This window comes from Pantoea sp. C1E2 (genome assembly GCF_056491465.1).
Genome location: NZ_JBSZHT010000004.1, coordinates 117008 through 141257 on the forward strand (window position 1 = coordinate 117008; position 24250 = coordinate 141257).

Here is a 24250-nt window from a genome sequence, read left to right on the forward strand (position 1 = left end):
CGCACCACGACCTGATGCCGTTGCCTCACCCTAAAGCCTCTTTCCGTGTAATATCGCCGCCTTTGATATCTGCAGGGATTTAAAAAATGACGGAGTTAACCTTTAGCCGTCGCCAGCCATCCGTTTGGTGGGGCGCGATGATTATCTGCGGCACAGTGGTGGGCGCGGGTATGTTCACATTGCCGATTGTGATGGCCGGTGCGTGGTTTGGCTGGGCGCTGCTGCTGTTATTGGTGACGTGGGGCGCGATGTTGCTATCCGGTTTGCTGTTCATGCGCACCAGCCTGCACTATCCACAGGGATCCGGTTACGACACCTTAACTAAAGATTTATTGGGTCACGGTTGGGCAGTGCTTAACGGTCTGAGCATTTTATTTGTATTAGGTATCCTGACTTATGCCTACATCTCCGCCAGCGGTCCGGTTTATCAACACTCGCTGAACCTGGCGGGGCTGCCGCTCTCCACCGCAGGCGCGAAAATTGCGCTTACGCTCTGCGTTGCCGCCGTGGTGTGGCTTGGCACGACCGGCGTGAGCCGCTTAATGACTTTCTGTGTCCTGGCGAAAATCCTGCTGCTGATCCTGCTATTCGGTGGCTTACTCACTCAGGTCAGTCTGCCTTCCTTAATCAGCACTGCACCAACGGGAGAAAGCTATTGGCCTTATGCCCTCGGTGTATTGCCGTTTTGTCTGGCGTCTTTTGGCTATCACGGCAATATCACCGGATTGGTAAGCTACTACGACGGCAACAAACGACATATCACACAAGCGCTAGTGTTAGGTACTCTGATGTCGCTGGCACTCTATTTGTTCTGGATTACCAGCACCATGGGCAATCTACCTCGCGCGGCCTTCCCCGCGATCGTGCAACAAGGTGGCGATATCGCCGCGCTGATGGCGGCCCTGAGCAATCATCTGCATGTCAGCGCCCTGGCATTAATGATGTCCATTTTTTCGCATTTTGCTGTGATTGCGTCCTTTCTTGGCGTCACCGCCGGACTGTTTGACTTCATCACCGATCGTTTAGGCTGGGGCAATTCGCCTGTTGCACGTCTGAAAACTGCCTGTCTGACCTTTCTGCCGCCGTTAATCGCATCATTACTCTGGCCGCATGGCTTTGTCGCCGCGATTGGCTTTGCGGGGCTGTTTGCTACGCTTTGGGCTGTTTTTATCCCGGCGATGCTGGCATGGAAGGCACAACAGCGTTTTGCCGGGATGCCGCGTTCCACGCTCTCAATTGTGCTGGTGATGATTTTCGGTGTGCTGAATATCCTCGCCTGGTCACTGAGCTGGCTGGGTTGGCTGCCCACCTTTGGCAGCGCTTAATTCAGACATCGTGAAATAAACAGAGTGGTGCGCCGCATAATGGATCGGCCACCACGCTGGCCTCGATCTGAAAAACCTCACGTAATACCGGTGGTGTTAATACTTCTGTCGGTGTGCCCTGTGTCACCAATTGCCCCTGTTTCAATAACACCAGGTGATCGCAATAGCGACCGGCCTGGTTGAGGTCATGCAGCACGGTAATCACGGTTTTACCCTGTGCTTTGAGTTCCCCCATTAACTTCATTAATTCAACCTGATGATTGATATCTAACCAGGTGGTGGGTTCATCGAGTAAAACCAGCGGCGTATCCTGCGCCAGTAGCATAGCGAGAAATACCCGCTGGCGCTGTCCACCAGAAAGTGCCGTCACACGCTGATGCTTTAAATCGCAAATGTCCATGCGTGCCATTGCGCGCTGAACCTGTGCTTTATCATTGGCTGACAAGCGGCCCCAAAAGGGCAGCCACGGACTACGGCCATAACCCACTAACTCTTCAACGCTGATGCCTTCGGGCGTCAAATGCTGTTGTGGTAACAACGCCAGACGTCGTGCCAGCTGGCGAGAGGTCAGAGACGGCAACGCTTGCTGTGCAATGCGTATTTCGCCGTGCTGCGGGGTAAGTAATCGGGCGAAACTTTTCAGCAACGTCGATTTGCCACAGCCGTTGGGACCGAGCAACGCACTAATCTTTCCTGCCGGGAGCGTCAGATTAAGATGGTGAAGGATGCGTTTGTTGCCATAACCGACACAGAGATCCTGAGTTGAAAGTTGCATTTAGCGCATCCTAATCAGTAACCAGAAAAAGCAGGGAGCACCCAGAAGTGCCGTAATCACGCCAGCAGGCAGTTCCATCGGGGGTGCAAGGGTGCGTGCGAATAAATCGGCTAAAACCAGCAGTAGTGCACCGCCAACAGCCGCTAGCGGCAGCAAGCGGCGATGACGCCCACCCACCCAATGACGCATCACATGGGGTACCACCAGGCTGATGAAGCCGATGGGCCCGCAGATCGCCACGCTGATTGCCGCCAGCGCCACTGCGACCACAAAAGCCCAGCGCTGAACCGACACCAGGCCAACGCCCAGGGTGGCGGCGCGCTCATCGCCGAGAGCCAGCAGATCAAGATCGCGCGTTAAACGCAGGCTGGCGAGCAGTAACAGCGGTACAGGCAATGCCAGCGTGACCATCGACCAGTCGCGCCCCCACAAGCTGCCGGTCAACCACAGGAGTGCCATGTTGACGTCCTGGGGGCGCGACAACATCAGGTAATCCGTCAGACTCGCCCAGCAAGCAGCTAGCGCGATTCCCACCACCGCCAGCCGTAAAGGCGCCGAGAAATCGACCAGCAGGCGTAATATCAGTAACGCCAGACACCCGCCGCCAAAGGCAAGCAGAGGCAGCCAGAAACCAGGCAACGCAGGGAAGAGCAGCAGCGCTGACAGTGTGGTCAGGCTGGCGGCATGGTTGACGCCCAGAATGTCCGGTGACGCCAGGGGATTGCGAATAATGCCCTGCACAAGGACACCGGAAACAGCCAGCGCGGCTCCCACCAGTATCGCCAGCAACAGACGCGGCAAACGATATTCGAACACGGCATAGTGCGCATCGCCAGCGGAATGCCATGATTGCCAGAATAGTGCCCAGCTCATGTCTTGCACGCCGAGTTTCAAACTGAACAGCGAGGCGATCATCGTGCTCGCCAGCAGTAAACAGAACACCAGGCGCGCACTCATGATGGCCGTCTCCGCGCCAGCCATACGAATCCGGGGGCGCCAACCAATCCCAGCACCACACCCGCCGGTATTTCACCAGGCCATGCCAGCCAGCGAGCGGCAATATCTGCCACTAATAAAATCAGTGCGCCGAGTAGCATTGACATCGGTAGCAGGGTACGTAAATCGTGACCGACCCATGCGCGTGCCAGATGAGGAACCAACAACCCGATAAAGCCTAACGGCCCAGCCACACTCACACACGCGCCCACCAGTAGCAGCAGTGCCACGCTGAGTAATAATCGCAGGCGATACAGATTCACTCCCAGCGCATGAGCGGCCTCATCACCGATGCCCAGCAGATTGAGCGCGCGCGCCTGAAGTAAAATTAGCGGCGTCAGGAAAACGACAAACGGCAGCAGCAGCCAAACTTGTTGCCATCGCGCATGAGAAATACCGCCGGCCAGCCAGTAAAGGATGCCAAAGGCGTGATCTTCCGACAGCAGCAGCGTTACCCGGGTTAACGCCATGCAGAATGCGGAAAGGGCGATGCCAGTAAGGATTAACCGCTGGCGGTCGGCGTGCTGGTTGCTGCCTCGTCCTGCTGCACTGACGCAGAGCCAACTCAACCCACCACCCGCAGCCGCGATGATCGAAAGCGGGTAGCCTTCCAGCGCAATGGGGCTGAAGGCCGACGTCAGCGCAATCGCCAGAGCCGCACCACTGTTAATGCCAAGAATAGCCGGTGAGGCCAGCGGATTGTGGGTCAGCACCTGTAACAGTGCCCCGGCCAACGCCAGACTGGCTCCCAGCAAGATAGCCACCAGTGCTCGCGGCAGGCGCAGATTAAATACCAGCGCCTCCGCTATGCTGTGCGCATCTCCCGGCAGCAGCGCGTGTAAGGCCGCCTGAGCGGATATCGGCAGTGCAGCAAAACTGATTAAGCTGAACCAAAAGGCGGTGCCCAATGCCAGCAGGCTGATGAGCCAGCGGGAAGATGACTTCATGGTTCGGCAAATAACGTGACAGCGTCACTGGCAATTTTTTCTGCAGCAAACAATCCACGTGCGCGCGCCCAACTGTTGCTGTCCACTGCGCGGACATGATGCTGCTGTTCAGCATTAATCAGGCTCCACAACGGATCTTGCTGCCATTTTTTCACGACGCTTTCATCGCGATAGTGCGCTACTAATATCCAGCTGGGATTGATTGCCAGCAATTGTTCCAGGCTGATCACAGTCATCGGCGCATGATTGATGGGCGGTGGCACCTGGAGACCTAACGCCATCAACACGCCGCCGGTATAGCTGGCTGAAGAGTGCAGGGTAAACTGGTTTTCACGTGAAGTACCAAACAGCACCGGGGTATTTGCCGGCAATTTTGCGGCGGCATCATGCATGCGTTGCTGATGCAATGCCAGGCGCTGCTGCATTTCACTATGTTTGCCGACCACATCACCAATGATCGCGGCAGACTGCAGGTTTTCCGCGTAGGTTTCATTACGCGACTGCAGCAATAAGACCGGCGCGATGCGCTGCAGTGCAGCATAAATCGCGGTGTGGCGGCTGCTGTCAGCAATAATCAGGTCGGGATGTAAGGCGCTAATGGCTTCCAGACTTGGCTGTCCCCGCAGGCCGACGGATTGCCAGGGTTGCAGCTGCTGACGGACTTCTGGCAGCAGACGTTGTGGATCATTGTCATCAGCGATCCCCACCGGGCTAACGGCCACCGCCGCGAGCGCATCGGCAAAGGATAGCTCCAGTACCACAATGCGCTGAGGAACCTTATCAATGGTAAAAGTCCCGTGCTGATCCTGCACCGTGACGGCGTGCGCGTTGAAAGCCGATGCGATAAAACATCCGATCATCAGCCAGCGAAGTAATTGTTGCATAGTGAGATCTCCACAAAAGCAAAAAACCGGGCAAGTCTAAGGGCTGCCCGGTTGTAATGGCTTATCAGAACTTCAGTGAACCCTGCAGATAGAAGGTACGCGGTTGCCCGGCGTAGAGGCCTTTGTTGTTATCGTCATAGGACCGGGTGAAATAGTCCTGGTCGAACATATTCTTCACGCCAACGGCCAGATTGAGGTTGGCCATCTGTGGGCCGAAATCATAATTGGCACGTGCGCCCCACAGCATAAAGCCGGGAATGCGGCCGGTGCTGCCATCGGCACTCTCCTGCACGGTATTGGCGTTGTCAGCGAACTGGCTCGACTGGAAATCACTGTTGAGGTTGAACGTCCAGTTGCCTGGTTTGTAATCTACGCCAAGCGTGCCTTTCTGACGCGGTGAGAACGGTACCTGATTGCCGTAGGTGTCGCCTTTTTCACGGATTTCGGCATTAACGTAGGTGTAGCTGGCATAGACCGACACGTTTTCCAGCGTCGGCGTCAGGGAAGAGAGGTCATAACGCACCTGTGATTCCAGGCCGGTATGACGGGTTTTTCCGCGCGCGGTCACCGAATCGTCAGTCTGATTCGAATCGTACTGATTATTAAAGTTGATCAGGAACAGCCCCATTTCGGCCGTCAGTGCGCCGTCATCATAGCGAGTGCCGATTTCCCAGGTGCGTGCTTTCTCGGGTTCGACACTGCCACTCTCTACCGCTTTACCAATCTGGCTGTATTGCACCGTGCCAAAGGAGCCTTCGGTGTTGGCGTAAAGGTTCCAGCTGTCGGTGAGATGATAAAGTACGTTCATCGCAGGCAGTGGCGCGTTGTAACTGACGTCCTGTTGAGTGCCACGAATCGCATTGCGTTGATAGGAGCTGATGTGCTCGAAACGCATCCCTGGCGTGATGGTCCAGTTGCCAATATCAATGCGGTCATCAATATACCAGGCGTGCGCTTCAGTACCGGAACGCGTGTCGCGATCGTAAGGACTGGCAGTAGAGGGCAATTCACCACTCACCGTTGGCGTGTAATATCGCATCTCATGCCCAGATTCGCTGACGTAGCGATAACCGACACCAACTTCATGGGCTGAGGATCCCAGGTTAAAGCTCTGGCTGTAACGTGGCTCAATGCCGCGCACCCAGTATTCACGCGGCGAGAGCGTGACACGCGTGCCTTGTTCCAGATAGCCACTGCGTAAGGTATGGGTGTAAAAACCGAGAATATTGAATTTATGCTGTTGATCGGGCTGGAACTGATAACCCAGGCTGGCCAACTGACGATGCCCCCAGAACCGGTCATAAGGTCGTGTTGATTGCCAGCGATCGGCATCGTAATCGGCACGCGACAGGCCGCCCGGCATATCCGCTTCACCGTCGTAATATTGCAACAGGCTGGTGAAAGTATGGATTTCGTTAGGCGCATAGCGGCTTTTGAGCATCACATCATCAATGCGTGTGGCGCTGTGTTCACGCCAGTCACTGCCACGAGTGCCCGAATAAAGCAGCGCGCTGCCAAAACCATTATCCGCCGTTCCGCCAACCAGAAGATTGTGGGTTTCCTTCGGGTTATTTTGTGAGGAGGTGGGGCTGAGCTGGCCTTCAACGCCGGCTTCAATACCAAAATGCTCAGGGATGGCACGCGTCACAAAGTTGACCACGCCGCCGACACTTTGGGGTCCGTAACGAACGGCACCGCCCCCACGAACCACGTCAATCGCATCCATATTCCCCAGCGAAACTGGCGCCAGAGAGAGTTGCGGCTGTCCGTAAGGTGCGAAGGGCACGGGTATGCCATCCATCAACACGGTTGAGCGGCTGGCGAGACGAGGATTAAGGCCACGGATACCAAAGTTCATTGCCAGATCGTGGCTGCCGGTGCCGTTATTCTCCGGCGCATTGACGCCCGGAATACGGTTAAGTACTTCGCGCATGCTGGCGGCACCGTTTTTGGCGAAATCCTCGCGACGGATCACATCGCGTGCGCCGGCGTGTTCGAATACGTCAGATTCACGCGCATCAGCTAACCAGTCACCTACTACGGTCAGACTGGGTTCTCCCGCGGCGCGACTCAGCGGTTTGACGGTCCATACATTCGCGCCGAGACCGTTAGCCTGTAGATCGCTGCCCTGCAGTAGATGGGTGAAAGCTTCATTAATCGTATAGTCGCCCTGCAAGCCGGGACTCTTTTTTCCGCGTGTCAGCTCGGCATCCAGAGACAGCGTAATACCCGCTGAGGCCGCAAACTGATTCAATGTGGCATCAAGAGGACCCGCAGGAATGGTGTAATGCGCGGTGGTCGCCGCTGCCGCCTGCGCAATACCTGGTGTGAAAAAAGCCAAAGGTAAAAAACTCAGGCGAATGGCCATCACCAGCGGGCTGGCTTTTGACAATGCGCGCAGTGAAGAGGCACGTGAAACCGTCATAACGTCTCCAAAAATTATCATTGTTTTGGTGTATTCAGAGAGAAGTCGTATGAGCGGCAGAAAAGGGACAATCACCGGAGAGATTTTTTTAAAAATTTTTATCGGGCCTTCACTGTGACCCAATAGCGCGTAACGCGTTGTAAAGAAACCGGCAGCGTTTTTTGTAAAGCATCGAGCGCGACGTCACTTTGCAACAGGGGATAGGTACCACTGACGCGCAGCTGAGCGACTCGGGGATCACAGCGCAAAACGCCCTGACGATAACGCGCAAGCTGAGCGATGACTTCGCCAAGCGGGCGATCGCTGACACTGAGCAAACCGCGTGTCCATTCCAGTTTTTCACTAGTTTGTTGCAAGGCATCGAAGGTGTTCGCGGTGAAACTCATCATCTGACCTTGCTGCACGGTCATGAGCTGATGTGGTTGCTGCGCCAATCGCACTGCCACGGCATGCTGGTTCACCCTCAGCAGGGTTCGATGTTCTTGCCGCTCCACGCTAAATTCAGTGCCCAGCGCGGTGAGTTGTCCTTGTGGGGTATAAACACGAAGCGGGCGCTTCTGCACATCCTTGCCACTGGTGAGCGCCAGGGTGCCAAACAGCAAATCAATTCGGCGTTCGTTATCGTCATAACGCACATTGGCAGCGGAGGCGGTATCCAGCGTGAGCAAGTTACCATCATTCAATGGGAACTGGCGAATTTCGCCTTTCGCGGTGTGATAGTCAGCGCGGATGCCAGTGGAAATATCACTTTGCCAAAGTTGCCAGCTCGCGCCAGCCCCTACAGCGAGCAGTAAGCACTTTAAAACGTGGCGTCGAGTCAGTTGAGAATCATGCAGCGCTTTGCTGGCAACACTGCCCGGCATGGTCTGCATTTGTTGGCGCAGATTCTCTACCTGCTGCCATGCCCACTGATTTTCATGATTAGCATCGACCCACTGCTGCCACTTTTCTTCCTGCTGCGGGCTGACACGTTCGCCGCTTAACACGGCATACCAATGTGAGGCATTACGCAGCGCCTGACGTTGTTCAGTAGTGAGCGATGACATGATTCAGAAACCGTGCTCAAGGCGAAACAGCAGGCAGTGCTCGGTGGCTTTTGCCATATACTTTTTCACTGAACTGACAGACACCGAAAGCTGCTGTGCGATTTCGGCGTAGGTGAGGTTATCCAGCTGTGACAGCAGAAATGCCTGACGTGCTTTGCTGCCCAGACCGTTCAGCATTTGATCCACGAGTTGCAGTGTTTCCAGCTGACTTTGCTGTAGCTCGGGTGAGGGCGTTACCGCTTCCGGCAGATGGCTGAGGATCTCCAGATAAGCTTTTTCCAGCGCATGACGTCGAAAGCGATCGACCATCACGCGTTTGGCAATAGTACACAAGAAAGATTTGGCATCGCGCACTTCGGAGAGGCTGTTGCCGCTCATCACGCGCAAGAAGGTATCTTGCGTGACGTCATCCGCATCAAAAGCGGAACGCAGCTTTGCGGTGAGCCATTGCGTCAGCCAGCCGCGGTTATCGGCATAGAATGTCGCAAGCGAAGGCGCAGCAGAGGAAGTGGCAGCGGGCAACATGATGTCAAAGTGTGTCAAAGGTAAAGTTGAGCTGATACTAACTGCGAATAGTTATCATTACAATCGATGAGGTGCTTTTTTTGCTTGCGAAACTACCTCAGTAAGTGGATGAAATTCCGTGCAAGGTATAAAGATCAGGGGTGGCTCATGGAGCTTTCACGCCAACAAACAGGGTGTCATCAGCATCTGTGTAACTGGCGGCCCTGTCGGCCGCCATCATTTCACTTTTGATTCTTGTCAGTGAAGGCCTGATAATTTTCCTTCGTCACGGTCTGATAGGGTATCCAGTTATAGGCTTCGGTTTGCTTGCCGTTTAGCATGTCGCTTGCCACATTGACTGCGCCGATAGCCTGACCTTTCGCATCCTGGAAGATGGTGACAGCCATTTTACCGTTCTTGATGAACTGCAATCCATCCGGTGTGCCATCGATTCCTGCCACTAACACATCGCTCTTCTTCAACTGATCCAGTGCCATAATCGCCCCAATTGCCATCTCATCGTTGTTTGCGACTATTGCATTGATGGTGTTGCCATCTTGCAGCCACGAAAGGGTTTTATCGACAGCTTCATTACGCTGCCAGTTGGCTGTCTGTTTTTGGATAACTTTAAGACCGGGATGGGCGCTGACATAATCTTCGACCGCTTTGGTGCGTTGACGCGCTTCTTCGGTGGAGAGTGACCCCATCAGGATGGCGATGTTACCCTGGTTGTTCATGCGTTTTGCCAGCGCTTCAATCTCCATTTTTCCGCTCAACGCAGAGTCAGAGCCAACGTAAGCCATCTTACCGCTCAACGTCACTTCAGGTTTACGGTTGACGAATATCAGCGGAATATTGGCTTTCTTCGCCGCAGCAATCACAGGCATGACACCTTGCGTGTCTACCGGGTTGACGATAATGGCGTCCGCACCCTGATTGATAAAATCGTCGACCTGTTGGATTTGCAGTGAGACATCACCTTTGGCATCCGCAAACTGGCTGTTCAATCCTTTCTCCTTCAACTGCGTTTCCATTTGGCTGCGCAGGATCGAAACGAAGTTAAGATCCAGATTGGCCAGGGCAACGCCCACCATGTACGTTTTAGCTTGAACAGCAAATACGCTTAGTAAACCACAGGCGATGATTATTACTTTGATTATATTCATTTTTATATCTCTGTAGGGTGGGAGGGGGTTTTATGCACCCGGGTGCAAATCAATGCCTGATAATATTTCATATCCTGCATTTTTTCCGTTGCCCTGAGCACTCCTCTTTACTTTCAGGGGAGGTTGAAAATTAGTCAACGTGGTGAAAATCGATTCCTTCACCCGGATCACAAAAACCAATGGATAAATGGAGAGAAAATCCTAGAAATGCTACCGGGTGCAAAGTTTGTAACATTGTCCTCATGCTCATCAGTTACAACATACAGTGCTGTGAGCTCTTAAATACGCACCTTGAAGCTACTGAGCCGCATTAAGTTAACCAGCAGCAAAAGCGCGCATAGAGAATATTTTTAAGCAGGGCTAAATATCGAAGGGCAGTTAAAGATTACAGAGGTATTGATAGACCTCTGCATCGCGTTTGTCCGGCGTGAATCGAGAGCACTGCCGGCATTGGTGAGCGATCACCCTGTATTGCTTTAGCAACCCAAGCTCATTCAGGATGCGCAGCCAACCCATTGAACCATAACACTTCTGTACGTAAATTTTTTCGCGAATACTTTTCACATCCACACGCAGCAGGGAAGCTTCAAGATTGCTGTAATCCGGATGCAGCTTGCTTTTACCTACCTTCTTGAACAAAAAATTACGCACGTAAAATGAGGCAACATTGGCCTTAACCTGAATGAAAATATCATCCACTTTCTCAACGAAAATGGTGTAGATCATGATCTTAAGGTAAAGCATAAACACCAGATTCTCACTTTCCGATTGGTGTTTAACAGACAGGGTGCCTAACTCAACGACCTTGCGTTGTTCTAGCCGCAGTGCATCGAGTTCTTCACGGAATAATCTGGCGCAGGGGATGTGGTTTTCATGGCGGCCTATCACACTGATGGTGCCCAGGATATCTTGTTCTTTGCGCGCCAGGAATAGGGTGCTATTGGGATTAAGCAGTCCTTCGTTGTAGAGAAAAATAGAACGGCTGTCTTTTACTATTCCAGTTCGGCGGTATTCGCCGTTAGTCATTTCCATTCCCTTAAGAAACTCTATGAAACCAGTGGCAGGCGCAATGCTGATCCTGTCATCAATATCATTAAGTATTTTACATATTCTATGCGTTCTCTTATTGAGTACGCCATCAGATATAGCGCTGCTAATAACTGATTTCCTTGATAAATTCACGGTATACCTCAACCCATCCACGTTAAAGTATCGCTAATATAATAAACAAAAATGAACAATGGAATTACTTTGAGATGAAAAATTAGATCCACTTATGTATCTTGTGGGGTTGGGCCAGTTAAAACCCGGTCTGAAGCTATAAGTGTGATGAAACCCTATATTTTCGCAGGTTTACAGGTGAGTTGTATTTATCAATCTCGATGGCGAGAATCGGAGGGTATGAGCTTGCCCGGCAATAAAATTGCCGGGCCCGGCGGGATTAGTCTTCAATACTGCTTAACAGCGCGTTCTGAATGATTCTCTGCGCTTTGAGCGGGTTTTGTTCACTCTGTGCCGCTTGCAGGGCGGCAATATCAAGTTTATCCAGCGCACGGTAGATATGCTTGAGGAAACGAATTGATAGATTAGCGGCTTCAACATGATCTTCACGGAAGGGGAATTGATCCAGCTGCCACACGCCATCCCAGTTATTGATTTTGAGCACATAGAAGAACTCAAAAATTTCTGTCATGTGTACCGTGCCGACCACGAGATCGTCATCCCAGCCGCGTAAGTTATCATTCACGTCCATGCCGAACAGTCTGCCACGATCGATAATTAGTTGGGCTGAGTCTGCTGGTGATTCCCCGGCAAATAACGCATGGCCAAAGTCCAGTAAAACACCGACGTTATCGAGGCCAATATCTTCAATTCCCAGCAAGGTGCGTGCAGCGGAATCCCAGGTCATTTTAACGCGTGGTTCACGCGGTTTATATTCGATGGCAAATTTGACATCAGGATTGGCACTGGCCAATTCGCGCATGCCATCAACTGCCAGTTTCCAAAGGTTTTTATGGTCAACCTGGAAGGGATAGTCCCAGCCATCTTGCCCCGGCCAGATTTTCACGTAGTTGGCGCCCAATTCACGCACGACCGTTGCCGCTTCATGCATCAAGTCAAAAGCCTGTTGACGTACTGCTGGATCGGGATTCGTAAAGGCACCTCGTGAAAAGCGGCGCAGATAGATTTCAGGTGTCACGCCAATCGCTTTAAGACCCGCCTCGGCTAATGCTTCTTTTACCTGAGCAACGGTGACGCCTTCAGTGAAGGGATAGGGCACATCAACATACGATAAGTCTTCAACACTGCCAGCAAGTTTGATCTGGTCTAACGTGCTGAGCGCCGGACCATATCCATCGACGGCGTAACGATCAATGTAGTTAGCAAAATGCCATAAACCGGCACCAAATTTCGGGTAGGTGTAACCACTCATAAGACATTCTCCTTAGGGATTAGGGTAATCCGAGGCGCTACGATGATGGGTTGAATATATATTCACTAACGGTTATATATTCCATTCTGCGCCTTGAGCTTCTTGCTTAACCAGCATTGATTGAAGAAATTGAGGGTGGCCTCACACAAAATTTGCGAATCTTAAAGTGGGCAACGAACCGCACATGACATTATCCGCGCACAATTAAAATCCGCAGGTGCTAACTTGCTCAAACATCTGGCAACCTGCTGCCAATACAAAGCACGTCAGTGAAGCATTCAATACGTTAACCTGAGGTCATTCATCATGAAGTCTCCGTCAATCCAGCTTGGCCCGACTAAAGCACCGATAAAATTTATCCAGGTTGAACCTGTTTTCCTCACCGACGAAACCATGCTGGAACGGAAAGATAAGGTTTTGCGGGAGATGCACAAGGCCGGTTTTGATGCGCTGGTGATTTATGCAGACAAAGAACATGGCGGGAATTTTGAATATTTAACCGGTTTCATCCCGCGCTTTGAAGAAGGGCTGCTGATTATTGATGCCAGTGGGCATTGCGCCGTCATTCTGGGGAATGAGAATCTCAAATTGGCGCGATTTTCACGCCTGCCTGTCACGTTGTATCATTGCCCGTTGTTTTCACTGCCTAATCAGCCCATGGACCACGAAACACAACTTGAAGACCTTCTGGCATCTGCCGGTCTGAGTGATAAAGGCAAAGTTGGCATGGTGGGATGGAAAATGTTCACCCCAACCGCAGGCAATGGTTCTGCCTATTTCGATGTACCTTATTTTATTGTTGACGCGGTGCAACGCACGCTAAGCAAAGAGGCTGAATTGCTTAATGCGGCGCATTTGTTCATTGGCGGAGATAGCGGTGCAAGAGTAACCAATAACGCCAATGAAATCGCACATTATGAATATGGAGCCAATCTGGCATCCAACTGTATCATTGATGCGCTAGACGCGGTTGAAGTGGGTGTGAGAGAAGTTGATTTAGGCGCGCTTCTGGCTGCAGAAGGTCAATACAACACTGTGGTATCCATCGCTGCCACGGGCGTTCGCTTCGATCATGCGAACCTTTATCCTACATACAAAAAGGTGCAGCAGGGCGATCCTCTGTCGCTGACCACGGGATTCAAAGGCGGCCTGTCCAGCCGATCTGCCTTCGTAATTGCTCATCCTTCCGAACTGCCCGATGCACAGAAGGATTGGCTGGAGAGAATCGCTAAGCCTTACTTTTCCGCGCAGGTAGCCTGGCTTGAAAATATCCGTGTTGGTATGTCCGGCGGTGAGCTTTATGACTTGATCGAAAATGTGCTGCCTAAAGCCCGTTTTGGCTGGCATCTGAATCCGGGCCACCTGGTGGGGGATGAAGAATGGATGTCTTCGCCGATTTACCCAAATTCCGACGAACATTTAAAAAGTGGCATGATGCTGCAGATTGATATCATTCCTTCTGTGCCGGGCTATAACGGTGTCAGCGCAGAAGAGTGCGTGGCGTTGGCCGATTCATCACTTCAGGCCGCGATCGCCGAAACGTATCCGAAGCTCTGGCAGCGAATTACGACCCGACGTGATTACCTGCGCGATGAAATCGGCATTGAACTCAATGCCGATGTCTTGCCGTTATCCAATGCTGTCGGGTATTTAAGGCCGTTTTTGCTGGCTAAAACCCTGTCTCTCAGCGTTAAGAAATAGCGTGCACTGTTCAGCGCGCCTCAGGGCTTAATTTGATTACGTCCGCCGCGCTTTGCCAGATACAACGCTTTATCGGCATCCTGCTTCAGCTGATCAGCTTCGCCGGTTTTACCTGTTGACGTCAGCGTGCTGTAACCGGCGCTGATGGTCACTACGCCAGCGGGGAGATCCGAACTTTCATGCGCAATGCCCGTTTCTGCAACGAATCTCACCGCGCGCTCCGCCACTTTCTTTGCATCATAAGCTGAGGTGTTGGGCAGGATAATCGCAAACTCTTCTCCACCATAGCGAGCCACGATATCGCCCTGATAATGCACGCTATCCTTTAACGCCAAACCCACATCCTGCAGGCACTCGTCGCCGGCAACGTGACCGTAGGTATCGTTATAGCGCTTGAAGTAATCGATATCGATCATCACCAGTGATAGCGGCTCGTCATTCTTTTCTGAACGAAGCAGCGCCTGCTCCAGTAGAGCATCAAACTGACGACGGTTAGCCAGGCCAGTTAAGCCATCTACCAGTGCTAAAGATTGCAGCGTGTGGTTGATGGTGGTCAGTTCATCACGAACATGGGTGAGTTCAACTTGATTGCGCACATTAGTACCCACCTGGCGTAATACAAAGACGCCCATGCCAGTAATGGTTAATAACAGCACAACATTGAGCAAGACATTGGTCAGATTGGCCGCCATCCATTCCATACGAATCCGGTCGCGGTCATATCCTGCCGTCACGATCAGTGGATAGCGCTCCAGTCGTGCATAACCGAACACACGTTCAACACCATCAAGCGTTGAACGCCAGGTCGCACTGCCGCTCGATGCCGATTTCAGTTCGGTTTTAAACAAAGGGCTGGCGGAGAGGGTTCTGCCAATGAAAGTGTCAGGGAAAGGCCGGATATAGAGAGCCGTAGCATCCGACAGAATCAAGCCCAGCGCATCTTTATCCCCGAGCGTGTAGTAGCTGTAGTACTGACGGAAATAATCCACTTTGACCGTAGCCAGAGCAACGCCGGCAAAATTGCCCGCATTATCATTGAGACGAACCGAAACAGGGATCACCAGGTCTCCGGTTGAACGACTACGAATCACATGGCTGATGTGAATATCAAGACTGGGATGCGTCCGATGCCAGACAAAGTAATCGCGATCGGCGTTACTGGCATTGGTCGGCGTGAAGTTGCCAGAGGAAGCGACCCAATGTCCTTCGGTATCGTAAACAAACAACCCATGAAGCTGCGGCAGTTTGCTCTGCTGATCCTTTATTTGATGTAAGAACTGTGGCGTTGCCGCAAAGCTGTTGCCGTTTTGACGCAGCTGCCTCACGGCATCCGCGAGGGTAATATCGACCTGTAAGAAGGCATCCTCGGCTTGTTTCGCTAATGAGAGCGAAAGGTTACGTGCATCTTCCTCTTTCTCTATAAGGTGCTGCTGCCAGGAGTGCCAAAGAGACCAGGCATTAATCGCCACCACCAGTAAACTGATGGATAGCAGAAATACGGCCATACTTCTTCCGAGAGAGGTCTTTAGCAGGCGAGGGGCGCTATCTGAGAGAACACTTTTACGCATTGATACTCTTTGTGAATGCTGAAAAGGTAGGCTGAATGAGATATTACAGGATTCATGCAACTGTAATAAGCCGAGTAAAGAAAAATTTATGCATTCACACGTTCGTCACGCTTTTTTGGCGGCTATGGGTTTATCGAGCCATCGGGATATTGAGTATCAGGCCCAATTAAACCTGCTGTAATCGCTCATCCACGCAGATCTGGTGGTGAAGCCGGAGGAGTGAACCAGGCCTCACGGCTAACGACAACAGGATGTTCTGGCTGGCTTATGAAACAAGTTTAAAGCTGGCTCAGCAAAAAGAAAAAAGGGAAGCGGCGGAGCCGTGTGAACTAAAAGAAAAAAACAAAAAAATCAATGTGTTGCAGAGGCACGACACATTTACACTGGAGCCCATACATGAATATTAAACCGATTAAAACAGAGCAGGATTATAAAGAGGCGCTTCGCATCGTGGAGCCTATGTTTGATAATGAGCCCGTGCTAGGCTCACCTGAAAGTGATCTCTTTGAAGTAATGTGTCTGCTTATTGAAAACTATGAGTCAAAGCATTACCCAATTGCGCCGCCTGACCCGATTGAGGCTATCAAATTCCGTATGGACCAGATGGGACTGACGGTAAAAGATTTAGCTCCGGCAATTGGTCGGCAGAATCGCGTATAACCTCAGAATTCACGTAGCGACGCCATCACCAACGCGGCATAACCGGCAGGGAAGGTGCTTAGCGAAATTTATTTGTAGCTGTTTGTAGTTGAAATCAAAACGGACAGAAGCCAGTCTAACTGGTATCGCACAGGGTAATTGTGCATTACCACGCCTGATCCCCTTCAAACAAATTCGATTAATTTAACATAATCATGATTATGCGCACTTTGATTGTTACTCCAAAACGCTAATGTCGTATGGGGAGATGCGGATGTTTTCCTGGACTGTTATGTTGTGATCCCTAGATGCTGCCGGTAACTTACCGGACTCATTGCACCTAATGATATTTTGATCCGGCTCTCGTTATACCAGCGTATGTACCTGTCCAGGAAGCACATAAAATCTTCCAGCGTTATGCCCGCCCAGCTTCTGCCGTAGTACATTTCATTTTTGACCCGCCCGAAGAAGCCTTCACACGCTGCATTATCCGACGAGCAACCTTTGCGCGACATGGACCTTATAAGACCCGATGTGTTGATACGATCCAGCCATCCCGGCCACCGGTAATGGCTGCCTCTGTCGCTATGTATCACCGGTCTTTCATGTTCTCTGAGCGTATCGATCGCATCATCCAGCATGGCATTCACCAGTTTTGCATCCGGCCGTGTTCCTATGGTCCAGCTCACCACCTTGCCATCAAAACAGTCAATGACTGGCGACAGGTAGACCTTGCCGGCCGGAAGCTGGAACTCAGTAATATCGGTCAGCCACTTCTCATTTGGCCTGCAGGAGCGAAAGTTTCTGGCGAGAAGATTTTCAGGTGCCTGGCCGATTTCTCCGCAGTAAGCGCTGTATCGCCGCCGCCCTGCACGCTTAACTATCAGCTGCTCTTCAGCCATCAGCCTGCGGACAACCTTTTCTGAGATGTGCGTGTTGTTTTGACGGAGCATCGCGTGGAGACGCCGGTAACCATAGCAGCGGTAATTTCCCTCAAAGATCTTAGCTATGGTTATGCGTATTTCCGCGTACTTGTCATGCAGACGAAGGCTCGCTTTGTGATAAAAATAGCAACTTCGTGCAAGCTGCAGAGCACTTAGCAGTTCAGCAACGGGATAACTTTCCTTAAGGGCATCAACGAGTTGGGTTTTCTCCCTGTTCTTCAGGGTCAGGACGCTGATGCCCATGTCTTTTTTTATCAGTTCATTCGCTTTTGTCAGGATGTCACGTTCAAGCTGTAGCTGATGAACCTGCTGTTTAAGCTGCTTTACTTCATCGAGCAGTGCATCCTGCTGCTTATCCGGTGGAGCTGATTTACGTTTACGCATGGATTGATAAGCCTCATCGTCGATCAGGTCTTTCTTCCATTTGTACAGGAGCGGAACGCTGACACCTACCTTTTGTGCAACTTTAAGTGCCGTTCCGCGTCGGGTGCAGAGCTCGCGGACAGCCTGAATTCTTTCTTCCTGACTGAAGCATTTATTGGTGTTTGAGCGAATAATCAGGGGCCGCCGTCCCGGATAAATCTCTTCGATCCAGCTCTTGAGTACTTCGTTGCTGGGAAAGCCAATGGCGCGGCGCGTATAGGCCAGGCAACCGCCGTGCGTGAGGTAATGCTCAACCGCAGCGACTTTCTGCGCGTGTGAATAGCGTTTTCTGGGCTTTAATTCCCTGGGTAAGTCTCCGTATTCCTCAAAAATCCGAACCCACCGGCCAAGCTGTTTAACGGACGGATAGCCCAACTCCCTGACAACAACGGTCAGCCTTTTGCCATACCTGAAGTAAAGCTCGACAGCACGGATACGATCCTCATATGAGTGCATGAATTATCTCCTGAAGATCCAGGAAATCGTCCGCACCCCCTGGAACAATTCACAGATGTCGTCCCTGAACTAACCTTAGATCTCCTCAGGCTTAGCTCAGGATGCAGACTTTATGTTGGTGACCATGACAGATAAAGATCTATATCGGCTCGGCATCATTCAGCGCGTTCACGACCACACTCTGCTGCAGCGTGAAGCTGCGCGCCTTCTCGAACTCACCGTCCGTCAGGTTCAGCGGCTGATGAACCGCTACCGCGAGTCTGGTGCAGCCGGTCTTACCGATGCACGGCGTGGAAAGCCCGGCCGCATCGGTGAGAGTCTGCGCCACCGCATACTGACGCTGCTACGTGAAAATTACGTGGGTTTCGGCCCCACACTTGCCGCAGAAAAACTTCAGGAGCGTCACGGGATTGATAAGCGACTTACTTCACCCAGTCTTCCAGAACCAAACCCGGTACTCGCGCAAACATCAAAATGTGACATTCGCAATCGCGAGTTCCGGGTGATATCAGCATCACAAAAAGACATTTATTGTTTTCGTTTTTACCACTGTGGGTAAAGAAACGTGAAGTGAGCAACGCATGCGCACGGTTCCGCTAACCTTTGTTATACACGTTCTTTAACCTGCCGGGGAAACCATCATGTCGAAGACGAATTTACTGCTAAAAACGCCACTGCTGCTGATAACCATTGCTTTAATGATGAGCATTAACAACGTTCATGCAGCTGAAGATCCTCTGTTCCAGCCTTTATCGCCGAAGGTCTCAGACCTCTCACAATATCGCTGGCACCATCGCCCACTCGTGATCTTTGCTCCGTCCAAAACAGATCCTGCCTATGTCGCTCAAATGGCGATGCTGGAGAAGCAGAAATCTGAACTGGCCGAACGCGATATCATCGTACTCAGTGACACCTCACCGACGGAAAATGGCATTCTGCGTAAGCAACTTAATCCGAAAGGATTTGAAGTGGTGCTGGTCGGAAAAGATGGTGGAATGAAGCTACGTGAACAAACACCTCTGGATACCGAGGTGTTGCTGTCGACCATTGATAAAATGCCTATGCGTCAGGCCAGGCTTGATTAATTCATTAAACGCGGCTTACTCGACATCCAGCAGTGAGCCCGTTTTATAGAAACGTTTCCCAGCGATATAATGCAAACTACGCATTTCCTCTGGTGCGTCCTCAAATAACCAGCGCCCTTCTTTAAATACTTGGCTATCCGCCCATGCACCCTTAATTTCACCGATGAACAGATCGTGGTCGATTTGATTTTGTTCGATAGGAATCAACTCGCAATACAACCATGCTGCGCAGCCTGCCACTAAAGGGAGAGGACTTTCAGGTAACTGGAATAACTCAACGCCAGATGCGGCCAGCTTATCTGACTGATCCGTAAGGGAATGCGTACCGAGATAATGAACCATTTGCGCCTGACTAACAGTTGGGACATGTATAACGAATTTATGGCTTTGTTCAATCAACTTACGCGTGAAAGTGGATTTATCCAGCACCAAAGTGAGCTTTGCCGGTTTGAACTCCAATCCACACACCCAGGATGCGGACATCACATTATCAACCCCTTCATGGCGTGAGGAAACCAGTGTGGTTGGGCCATGGTTGATAAGACGATAGGCTTTTTCCAGCTCAACAGATTCAATATGGGTATTCATAGGTTGATTTCATCGCATGAGTTTTAAAGGCGCTTATTGTCGCCTGGTAAAAACGACTTTGCCAACATCCAGCCATCATATGCGCATACCTTCTGCACCCCACGAGTGCAGCCATTGCCCTATCGTAAGCGTTTTGTACTGGGTAATGGCTCATTTGGCACAGATCGGTGCCTTATCCGCTGTAATTAAGCCTGGCGCGTTTCTTGCGTGTAACAAAAGGTTTCCCACCGCTGACGTTGCTTTCCCATTCATCCAAAGAGGTCCGTGCTATGGAATTGAAATGGTTTGAAGATTTTCTCAGTGTTGCCCGCTGTTACAGTTTCACCCGCGCCGCCGATGAGCGTCATATCACGCAATCGGCGCTGAGTCGGCGCATCCGGCAGCTGGAAGAGTGGCTGGGTGTGCCGTTGTTTGATCGTAAAACTTATCCGGTGACGCTCACCCCAGAAGGACAAACCTTCCTCGCAACTGCCAGCGAAACGGTATTTTCCATGACGCATCTGCGTAATGATCTGCACCAGCGCTATAGCTCGCGCACTGCTGTATTACGTTTTGCGATGCTAAATACCCTTTCGCTGACGTTCTTTCCTGACTGGATCCAGCGATTAAATCTGCAACCTAACCTCAGCTATATTCGCCTGTGCAACCAAAAGCCGACCTTCGCTGAGCACATCTCTACCCTACACAGTGGTGAAACCGATTTTCTGCTGACTTACGCGCATGATGCGGTATCGCTGATACATCAGCTGGCGGCGTATCCCATGGTGCAACTGGGCCGTGAGCGTGCCATTGCCGTGTGTCGCCCGGATAGCAGCGGCAAGCCACTCTATCCGGTGCGCGCGGATGGCGGCCCGATTCCGTGGTTAAGTTATGGGCAACATACCTTTTTTGCTCACGCACTGGCGCAAATGCTCAGCAAACGCCCGCTTCCTCTTGAAGCGGTATATGAAAATGGTATGTCGGTGAATCTCAAAGCCATGGTCCTGGCCGGTGGCGGCGTGGCGTGGTTGCCTTTGAGTCTGGTGCATGAAGAACTGGCCAGCGGCAGTTTAGTGCGCGCCGATGACAGCAGTTGGGATATGTCGCTGGCAATTCGGCTCTACCGCCAACCGGTTCTGCACAATCCTCAGGCTGAACAACTGTGGTTACGAGCCTGCGCTGGCGAGACGGCCAATGCGGCCTGACACGAAACTATGTCGTTTTGGAATGGGGAGTGTGAATTGCTCATTGGCCTTACGTTAATGATTTGCTCCATGCTGGGGTTCAGAGAGACGAAAACCTGACCAACCAAGCTGGGGACTATCATGGAAAACAAAGCGTTAGTCTGGAAGTGGGTAGAAGAATTTCAAGGGGTATTTTGTGACCTGAGCGATCGCGTCTGGGGCATGCCGGAGATTTGCTATACCGAGTATCGTTCAGTGGCTGAGCACACCGCGATGCTTAAACAGCAAGGGTTCCGCGTCACAGAAAACGTGGCCGACATTCCCACTGCGGTAATGGGTGAAGCTGGTGAAGGCGGCCCAATCATTGCTTTCCTCGGCGAATATGATGCCTTGCCTGGATTAAGTCAGGAAGCTGGCGTGGCGCGTTACTCTCCGTTGCCGGGTAATGGCCATGGTCACGGCTGCGGCCACAACTTGCTGGGATCTGCTGCCATGCTGGCAGCTACTGCTTTAAAATCATGGCTTGAGGAGAGCGGCACGCCGGGACGAGTTCGCTATTATGGCTGTCCGGCAGAAGAAGGCGGTGCCGCTAAATCCTTTATCGCGCGTGCCGGTGCATTTGATGGCGTCGATGTCGCCATCACCTGGCATCCAAGCGCGCATCATGAAGTGGCAAAACCGCTCTCCCTGGCCAATACCCGAATGGATTTCGCTTTCCGTGGCCGTTCATCGCATGCTGCCGCTTCTCCCCATCTCGGGCGCAGTGCACTGGATGCCGCTGAATTGATGAACGTTGGCGTACAGTTCCTGCGCGAGCACGTGCCGCAAGATTCCCGCATCCACTACGCATTCCTTGATGCCGGTGGTGTGGCGCCCAACGTGGTACAGGCAAAATCAACAGTGCGTTACGCTATCCGCTCGCGCGATGTCCACGCGATGTTCGAACTCAATGAAAGGGTCAAGCGCGTGGCGCAAGGTGCCGCGATCATGACCGATACCGAAGTGGATATCAGCATCATGAGTGCTGTGTCCAACCTACTTGGCAATCGTCCGTTAGAAGAGGCGATGCAACGTAATCTGGAAGCATTGGGCCCGGTGCCATTCGACCATGCCGACCTCGCCTTTGCAGCCGAAATCCAGGCCACGCTAACACCGGAAGAGATCGATAACTGCTATCGCAAAACCGGTGTGAAACCCACCGACACCAAACCCCTTAGCGACTACATCATCCCGCTTGATACCCACGGTGAAGTGATGATCGGCTCCACCGATGTCGGCGATGTCAGTTGGGTAATCCCGACCGTGCAGGCGCACGTACCTACCATGGCCATCGGAACCCCGGGCCACTCATGGCAACTTACCGCGCAGGGAAAAATGCCAGCAGCACACAAAGCGCTGGGCCATGTCGCTAAGGTTATGGCCGCTACGGCAGTCGATGTGTTAACCGACAAAATACTGATGGCGCAGATGAAGAAAGCCCATTTCGAGCAGGTCAGTGAAAAACCGTATCACTGCCCTATTCCGGCTGAGGTGAAACCGCCGATTCAGCCACGCCCGGATACTCTGTAACGCCTCAGGAGAGATTTATGAAAAACAAGATGTTAACTGCCGCATTGACGTTGGCAGCGACCTGTTGCGCCTCAGTACAGGCCGCAACGCCCCCCGATTCTTTGGTGATGGCGTGGAACATTGATGCCATCAGCACCTGGGATCCGGCACAGATTGGTGAAGTGGTCACCAGTGAAATCTATTCAAACACCTGTGACACCCTGGTTGATTTTCGCGTCAGCGATGAAACGCAGCTCGATCCTGCATTGGCAAAAAGTTGGGATGTCTCTGCCGATCGCAAGACCATCACCTTTCATTTGCAGGACAACCTGAAATTCGCCGATGGCTCAGCCGCAACCGCCGGCGACCTGGCGTGGTCGATGCAACGCGTAGTGAAACTGGGCTACGGCAATGCAGCCGCGATTAAAGAATATGGCTTTGATAAAGATAACGTCGACACGCGCATTAGCGCGCCCGATGACAAAACGCTGGTGATGAGCTTCGATAAAGCTTATCCCACCAATCTGGTGTTACAGGCGATTGCCGCCAATAACGTTTCTTCCCTGCTTAATCGCAAAGAAGTAGAAAAACAGGCTGTTGATGGCGACCTCGGCCACAAATACCTTTCTACTCATACCGCCTGTGTTGGGCCTTATCAGCTGGTGCGCTGGAATGCCGGCGAAGGTGTGGTGCTGCAAGCTACACCGAACTACTGGGGCAAAGCGCCGGTGCTGAAGCGCATTTTGATTCGTCATGTGGCAGAAACCGGCACTCAGCGTCTGCTGGTCACGCAGGGCGATGTGGATATCGCACGCGATCTCTCGGCGGACGATCTGAAAACGCTGGATCAGGGCGGCAAAGTTAAAGTAGATAAAGTCCTGAAGCCACAGCTGTTTTTCTGGACCTTCAATAACGGGGACCCAATCTTCAAAAACGAAAAAGTGCGACTCGCCATGCGCTACCTGATCGATTACGACGGATTAGCGAAGAGCGTGATGCCTTATCTCGGCGTGCCGCGCGCCAGTTTCGTGCAACAAGGCGCGTTTGGAGCTTTGGATGCCAAAGAAGGTCAGCCTTTCCACCTCGATCTGGATAAAGCCAAACAGTTGCTGACGGAAGCTGGTTATCCCAATGGTTTCAGCACGGCGGTGTTGTTTGGCACCCTGCCGCATTCGGCGCCAATCGCGCAAAGCGTACAGCAGAATGCCGCCAAAATCGGCGTGAAACTCAATCTGGAACGCATGGCTAACGCACAGTTATTCAGTCGGGTACGCGGACGAGAATTCCAGAGCGCCATGATGGCCTGGCAAACCTCGGTCCCTGATGCCTACGGCAATGCATCGCGTCTGGTTTATAACCCGGACAATCGTAAAGAAGCGCGCGCTACGCAGTACCCGAGTTGGCGTGCCGCTTACTACGATCCGCAGATGAATCAGAAAGTGGAAACCGCACTGTTAGAGCCGGATGACGCCAAACGCATCACACTGTATGGCGATCTACAGAAAGAGCAGATGCAAAAAGGGCCGATGGCGATCATGTTCCAGATGTACAACACCGCGGGAATAAACCCAACGGTCAAACACTGGACCTGGAACGGTTTTCGCGTTTGGTACGGTGCCGCAAGCAAATAACG

19 protein-coding genes and 2 pseudogenes are annotated in these 24250 nt (G+C 52.0%); 8 read left to right on the plus strand and 13 right to left on the minus strand.

The features are described 5' to 3' along the window. The first annotated feature begins 86 nt into the window (after positions 1-86). Positions 87-1325: an aromatic amino acid transporter gene (locus tag ACXI0A_RS21975; RefSeq protein ID WP_476145867.1), complete on the plus strand. Its 1239-nt coding sequence runs from the start codon at positions 87-89 to the stop codon at positions 1323-1325. 1 nt (position 1326) lies between these two features. Here the strand turns inward: ACXI0A_RS21975 and fecE are convergent, their stop codons facing one another. From fecE to ACXI0A_RS22025, 10 genes are all read right to left on the minus strand, one after another. Further along, positions 1327-2100, minus strand: coding sequence for a Fe(3+) dicitrate ABC transporter ATP-binding protein FecE (fecE, locus tag ACXI0A_RS21980; RefSeq protein WP_476145865.1), 774 nt, complete (start codon positions 2098-2100; stop codon positions 1327-1329). Next, a complete protein-coding gene (fecD, locus tag ACXI0A_RS21985) occupies positions 2101-3057 on the minus strand; it encodes a Fe(3+) dicitrate ABC transporter permease subunit FecD (protein WP_476147125.1) in 957 nt (318 codons plus the stop codon). Beyond that, a complete protein-coding gene (gene fecC / locus ACXI0A_RS21990) occupies positions 3054-4043 on the minus strand; it encodes an iron-dicitrate ABC transporter permease FecC (protein WP_476145864.1) in 990 nt (329 codons plus the stop codon). Before fecC ends, fecD begins: the two co-directional genes overlap by 4 nt. Beyond that, positions 4040-4927: a Fe(3+) dicitrate ABC transporter substrate-binding protein gene (locus ACXI0A_RS21995; protein WP_476145862.1), complete on the minus strand. Its 888-nt coding sequence runs from the start codon at positions 4925-4927 to the stop codon at positions 4040-4042. Before ACXI0A_RS21995 ends, fecC begins: the two co-directional genes overlap by 4 nt. Positions 4928-4991: 64 nt before the next feature. After that, complete coding sequence (gene fecA / locus ACXI0A_RS22000; protein ID WP_476145860.1) at positions 4992-7352, minus strand: TonB-dependent Fe(3+) dicitrate receptor FecA; 2361 nt, start codon at positions 7350-7352, stop codon at positions 4992-4994. Between the two features lie 98 nt (positions 7353-7450). Continuing rightward, positions 7451-8398 carry a ferric citrate uptake sigma factor regulator FecR gene (gene fecR, locus ACXI0A_RS22005; RefSeq protein ID WP_476145858.1) on the minus strand — a complete coding sequence of 316 codons (948 nt, stop codon included), beginning with the start codon at positions 8396-8398 and terminating at the stop codon, positions 7451-7453. A gap of 3 nt (positions 8399-8401) precedes the next feature. Next, the gene (gene fecI / locus ACXI0A_RS22010) at positions 8402-8923 is read right to left on the minus strand and encodes a ferric citrate uptake sigma factor FecI (RefSeq protein WP_476147124.1); all 522 of its coding nucleotides are present in this window, start codon (positions 8921-8923) and stop codon (positions 8402-8404) included. 221 nt (positions 8924-9144) lie between these two features. Beyond that, positions 9145-10068: a substrate-binding domain-containing protein gene (locus ACXI0A_RS22015; protein ID WP_476145856.1), complete on the minus strand. Its 924-nt coding sequence runs from the start codon at positions 10066-10068 to the stop codon at positions 9145-9147. A 378-nt stretch (positions 10069-10446) separates the two neighbouring features. Beyond that, positions 10447-11094: an N-acyl amino acid synthase FeeM domain-containing protein gene (locus tag ACXI0A_RS22020; RefSeq protein WP_224933206.1), complete on the minus strand. Its 648-nt coding sequence runs from the start codon at positions 11092-11094 to the stop codon at positions 10447-10449. A gap of 415 nt (positions 11095-11509) precedes the next feature. Beyond that, positions 11510-12502, minus strand: coding sequence for a TIM barrel protein (locus tag ACXI0A_RS22025; protein ID WP_476145853.1), 993 nt, complete (start codon positions 12500-12502; stop codon positions 11510-11512). 306 nt (positions 12503-12808) lie between these two features. Here ACXI0A_RS22025 and ACXI0A_RS22030 point away from each other — a divergent pair, with 306 nt between their 5' ends. Next, the gene (locus ACXI0A_RS22030) at positions 12809-14203 is read left to right on the plus strand and encodes a M24 family metallopeptidase (RefSeq protein ID WP_476145851.1); all 1395 of its coding nucleotides are present in this window, start codon (positions 12809-12811) and stop codon (positions 14201-14203) included. 20 nt (positions 14204-14223) lie between these two features. Here ACXI0A_RS22030 and ACXI0A_RS22035 read toward each other — a convergent pair whose 3' ends face one another. Further along, entirely contained in the window at positions 14224-15708 is a 1485-nt protein-coding gene (locus tag ACXI0A_RS22035; RefSeq protein WP_476145849.1) for a diguanylate cyclase domain-containing protein, read from the minus strand. Positions 15709-16167: 459 nt separating this feature from the next. On the opposite strand from ACXI0A_RS22035, the pseudogene ACXI0A_RS22040 reads away from it, so the two are divergent. Further along, positions 16168-16428 (plus strand): annotated as a pseudogene (locus tag ACXI0A_RS22040) (helix-turn-helix domain-containing protein); the annotation flags it as partial. 272 nt (positions 16429-16700) lie between these two features. Here the strand turns inward: ACXI0A_RS22040 and ACXI0A_RS22045 are convergent. Next, positions 16701-18233 (minus strand): IS3 family transposase, encoded by a 1533-nt coding sequence (locus tag ACXI0A_RS22045; RefSeq protein WP_346303632.1) that lies wholly within the window; start codon positions 18231-18233, stop codon positions 16701-16703. Between the two features lie 112 nt (positions 18234-18345). On the opposite strand from ACXI0A_RS22045, the pseudogene ACXI0A_RS22050 reads away from it, so the two are divergent. Both ACXI0A_RS22050 and ACXI0A_RS22055 read left to right on the plus strand, forming a co-directional pair. After that, positions 18346-18645 (plus strand): annotated as a pseudogene (locus ACXI0A_RS22050) (helix-turn-helix domain-containing protein); the annotation flags it as partial. Positions 18646-18874: 229 nt separating this feature from the next. Next, positions 18875-19318, plus strand: a complete 444-nt coding sequence (locus tag ACXI0A_RS22055; protein WP_224933196.1) for a DUF4174 domain-containing protein — start codon at positions 18875-18877, stop codon at positions 19316-19318. Positions 19319-19333: 15 nt separating this feature from the next. Here the strand turns inward: ACXI0A_RS22055 and ACXI0A_RS22060 are convergent, their stop codons facing one another. Next, the gene (locus ACXI0A_RS22060; protein ID WP_476147123.1) at positions 19334-19906 is read right to left on the minus strand and encodes a flavin reductase; all 573 of its coding nucleotides are present in this window, start codon (positions 19904-19906) and stop codon (positions 19334-19336) included. A gap of 269 nt (positions 19907-20175) precedes the next feature. Between ACXI0A_RS22060 and ACXI0A_RS22065 the strand changes: the two genes are divergently transcribed. From ACXI0A_RS22065 to ACXI0A_RS22075, 3 genes are all read left to right on the plus strand, one after another. Beyond that, positions 20176-21090 (plus strand): LysR family transcriptional regulator, encoded by a 915-nt coding sequence (locus ACXI0A_RS22065; protein ID WP_224933194.1) that lies wholly within the window; start codon positions 20176-20178, stop codon positions 21088-21090. A 120-nt stretch (positions 21091-21210) separates the two neighbouring features. Next, on the plus strand, positions 21211-22638 hold the full coding sequence (locus ACXI0A_RS22070; RefSeq protein WP_476147122.1) for an amidohydrolase: 1428 nt from the start codon (positions 21211-21213) through the stop codon (positions 22636-22638). 17 nt (positions 22639-22655) lie between these two features. After that, positions 22656-24248, plus strand: coding sequence for an ABC transporter substrate-binding protein (locus ACXI0A_RS22075; RefSeq protein ID WP_476147121.1), 1593 nt, complete (start codon positions 22656-22658; stop codon positions 24246-24248). Positions 24249-24250: the final 2 nt, after the last annotated feature.

Excerpts from the sequence above, each read along its gene's own strand:
- ACXI0A_RS22065 (WP_224933194.1), top strand. The coding sequence starts at position 20,176 with ATGGAATTGAAATGGTTTGAAGATTTTCTCAGTGTTGCCCGCTGTTAC.
- ACXI0A_RS22055 (WP_224933196.1), top strand. The coding sequence starts at position 18,875 with ATGTCGAAGACGAATTTACTGCTAAAAACGCCACTGCTGCTGATAACC.
- fecD (WP_476147125.1), bottom strand. The coding sequence starts at position 3,057 with ATGAGTGCGCGCCTGGTGTTCTGTTTACTGCTGGCGAGCACGATGATC.
- ACXI0A_RS21975 (WP_476145867.1), top strand. The coding sequence starts at position 87 with ATGACGGAGTTAACCTTTAGCCGTCGCCAGCCATCCGTTTGGTGGGGC.
- ACXI0A_RS22015 (WP_476145856.1), bottom strand. The coding sequence starts at position 10,068 with ATGAATATAATCAAAGTAATAATCATCGCCTGTGGTTTACTAAGCGTA.
- fecI (WP_476147124.1), bottom strand. The coding sequence starts at position 8,923 with ATGTTGCCCGCTGCCACTTCCTCTGCTGCGCCTTCGCTTGCGACATTC.
- fecA (WP_476145860.1), bottom strand. The coding sequence starts at position 7,352 with ATGACGGTTTCACGTGCCTCTTCACTGCGCGCATTGTCAAAAGCCAGC.
- fecC (WP_476145864.1), bottom strand. The coding sequence starts at position 4,043 with ATGAAGTCATCTTCCCGCTGGCTCATCAGCCTGCTGGCATTGGGCACC.
- fecE (WP_476145865.1), bottom strand. The coding sequence starts at position 2,100 with ATGCAACTTTCAACTCAGGATCTCTGTGTCGGTTATGGCAACAAACGC.
- ACXI0A_RS22025 (WP_476145853.1), bottom strand. The coding sequence starts at position 12,502 with ATGAGTGGTTACACCTACCCGAAATTTGGTGCCGGTTTATGGCATTTT.
- fecR (WP_476145858.1), bottom strand. The coding sequence starts at position 8,398 with ATGTCATCGCTCACTACTGAACAACGTCAGGCGCTGCGTAATGCCTCA.
- ACXI0A_RS21995 (WP_476145862.1), bottom strand. The coding sequence starts at position 4,927 with ATGCAACAATTACTTCGCTGGCTGATGATCGGATGTTTTATCGCATCG.
- ACXI0A_RS22045 (WP_346303632.1), bottom strand. The coding sequence starts at position 18,233 with ATGCACTCATATGAGGATCGTATCCGTGCTGTCGAGCTTTACTTCAGG.
- ACXI0A_RS22030 (WP_476145851.1), top strand. The coding sequence starts at position 12,809 with ATGAAGTCTCCGTCAATCCAGCTTGGCCCGACTAAAGCACCGATAAAA.
- ACXI0A_RS22020 (WP_224933206.1), bottom strand. The coding sequence starts at position 11,094 with ATGACTAACGGCGAATACCGCCGAACTGGAATAGTAAAAGACAGCCGT.
- ACXI0A_RS22035 (WP_476145849.1), bottom strand. The coding sequence starts at position 15,708 with ATGGCCGTATTTCTGCTATCCATCAGTTTACTGGTGGTGGCGATTAAT.
- ACXI0A_RS22070 (WP_476147122.1), top strand. The coding sequence starts at position 21,211 with ATGGAAAACAAAGCGTTAGTCTGGAAGTGGGTAGAAGAATTTCAAGGG.
- ACXI0A_RS22060 (WP_476147123.1), bottom strand. The coding sequence starts at position 19,906 with ATGAATACCCATATTGAATCTGTTGAGCTGGAAAAAGCCTATCGTCTT.
- ACXI0A_RS22075 (WP_476147121.1), top strand. The coding sequence starts at position 22,656 with ATGAAAAACAAGATGTTAACTGCCGCATTGACGTTGGCAGCGACCTGT.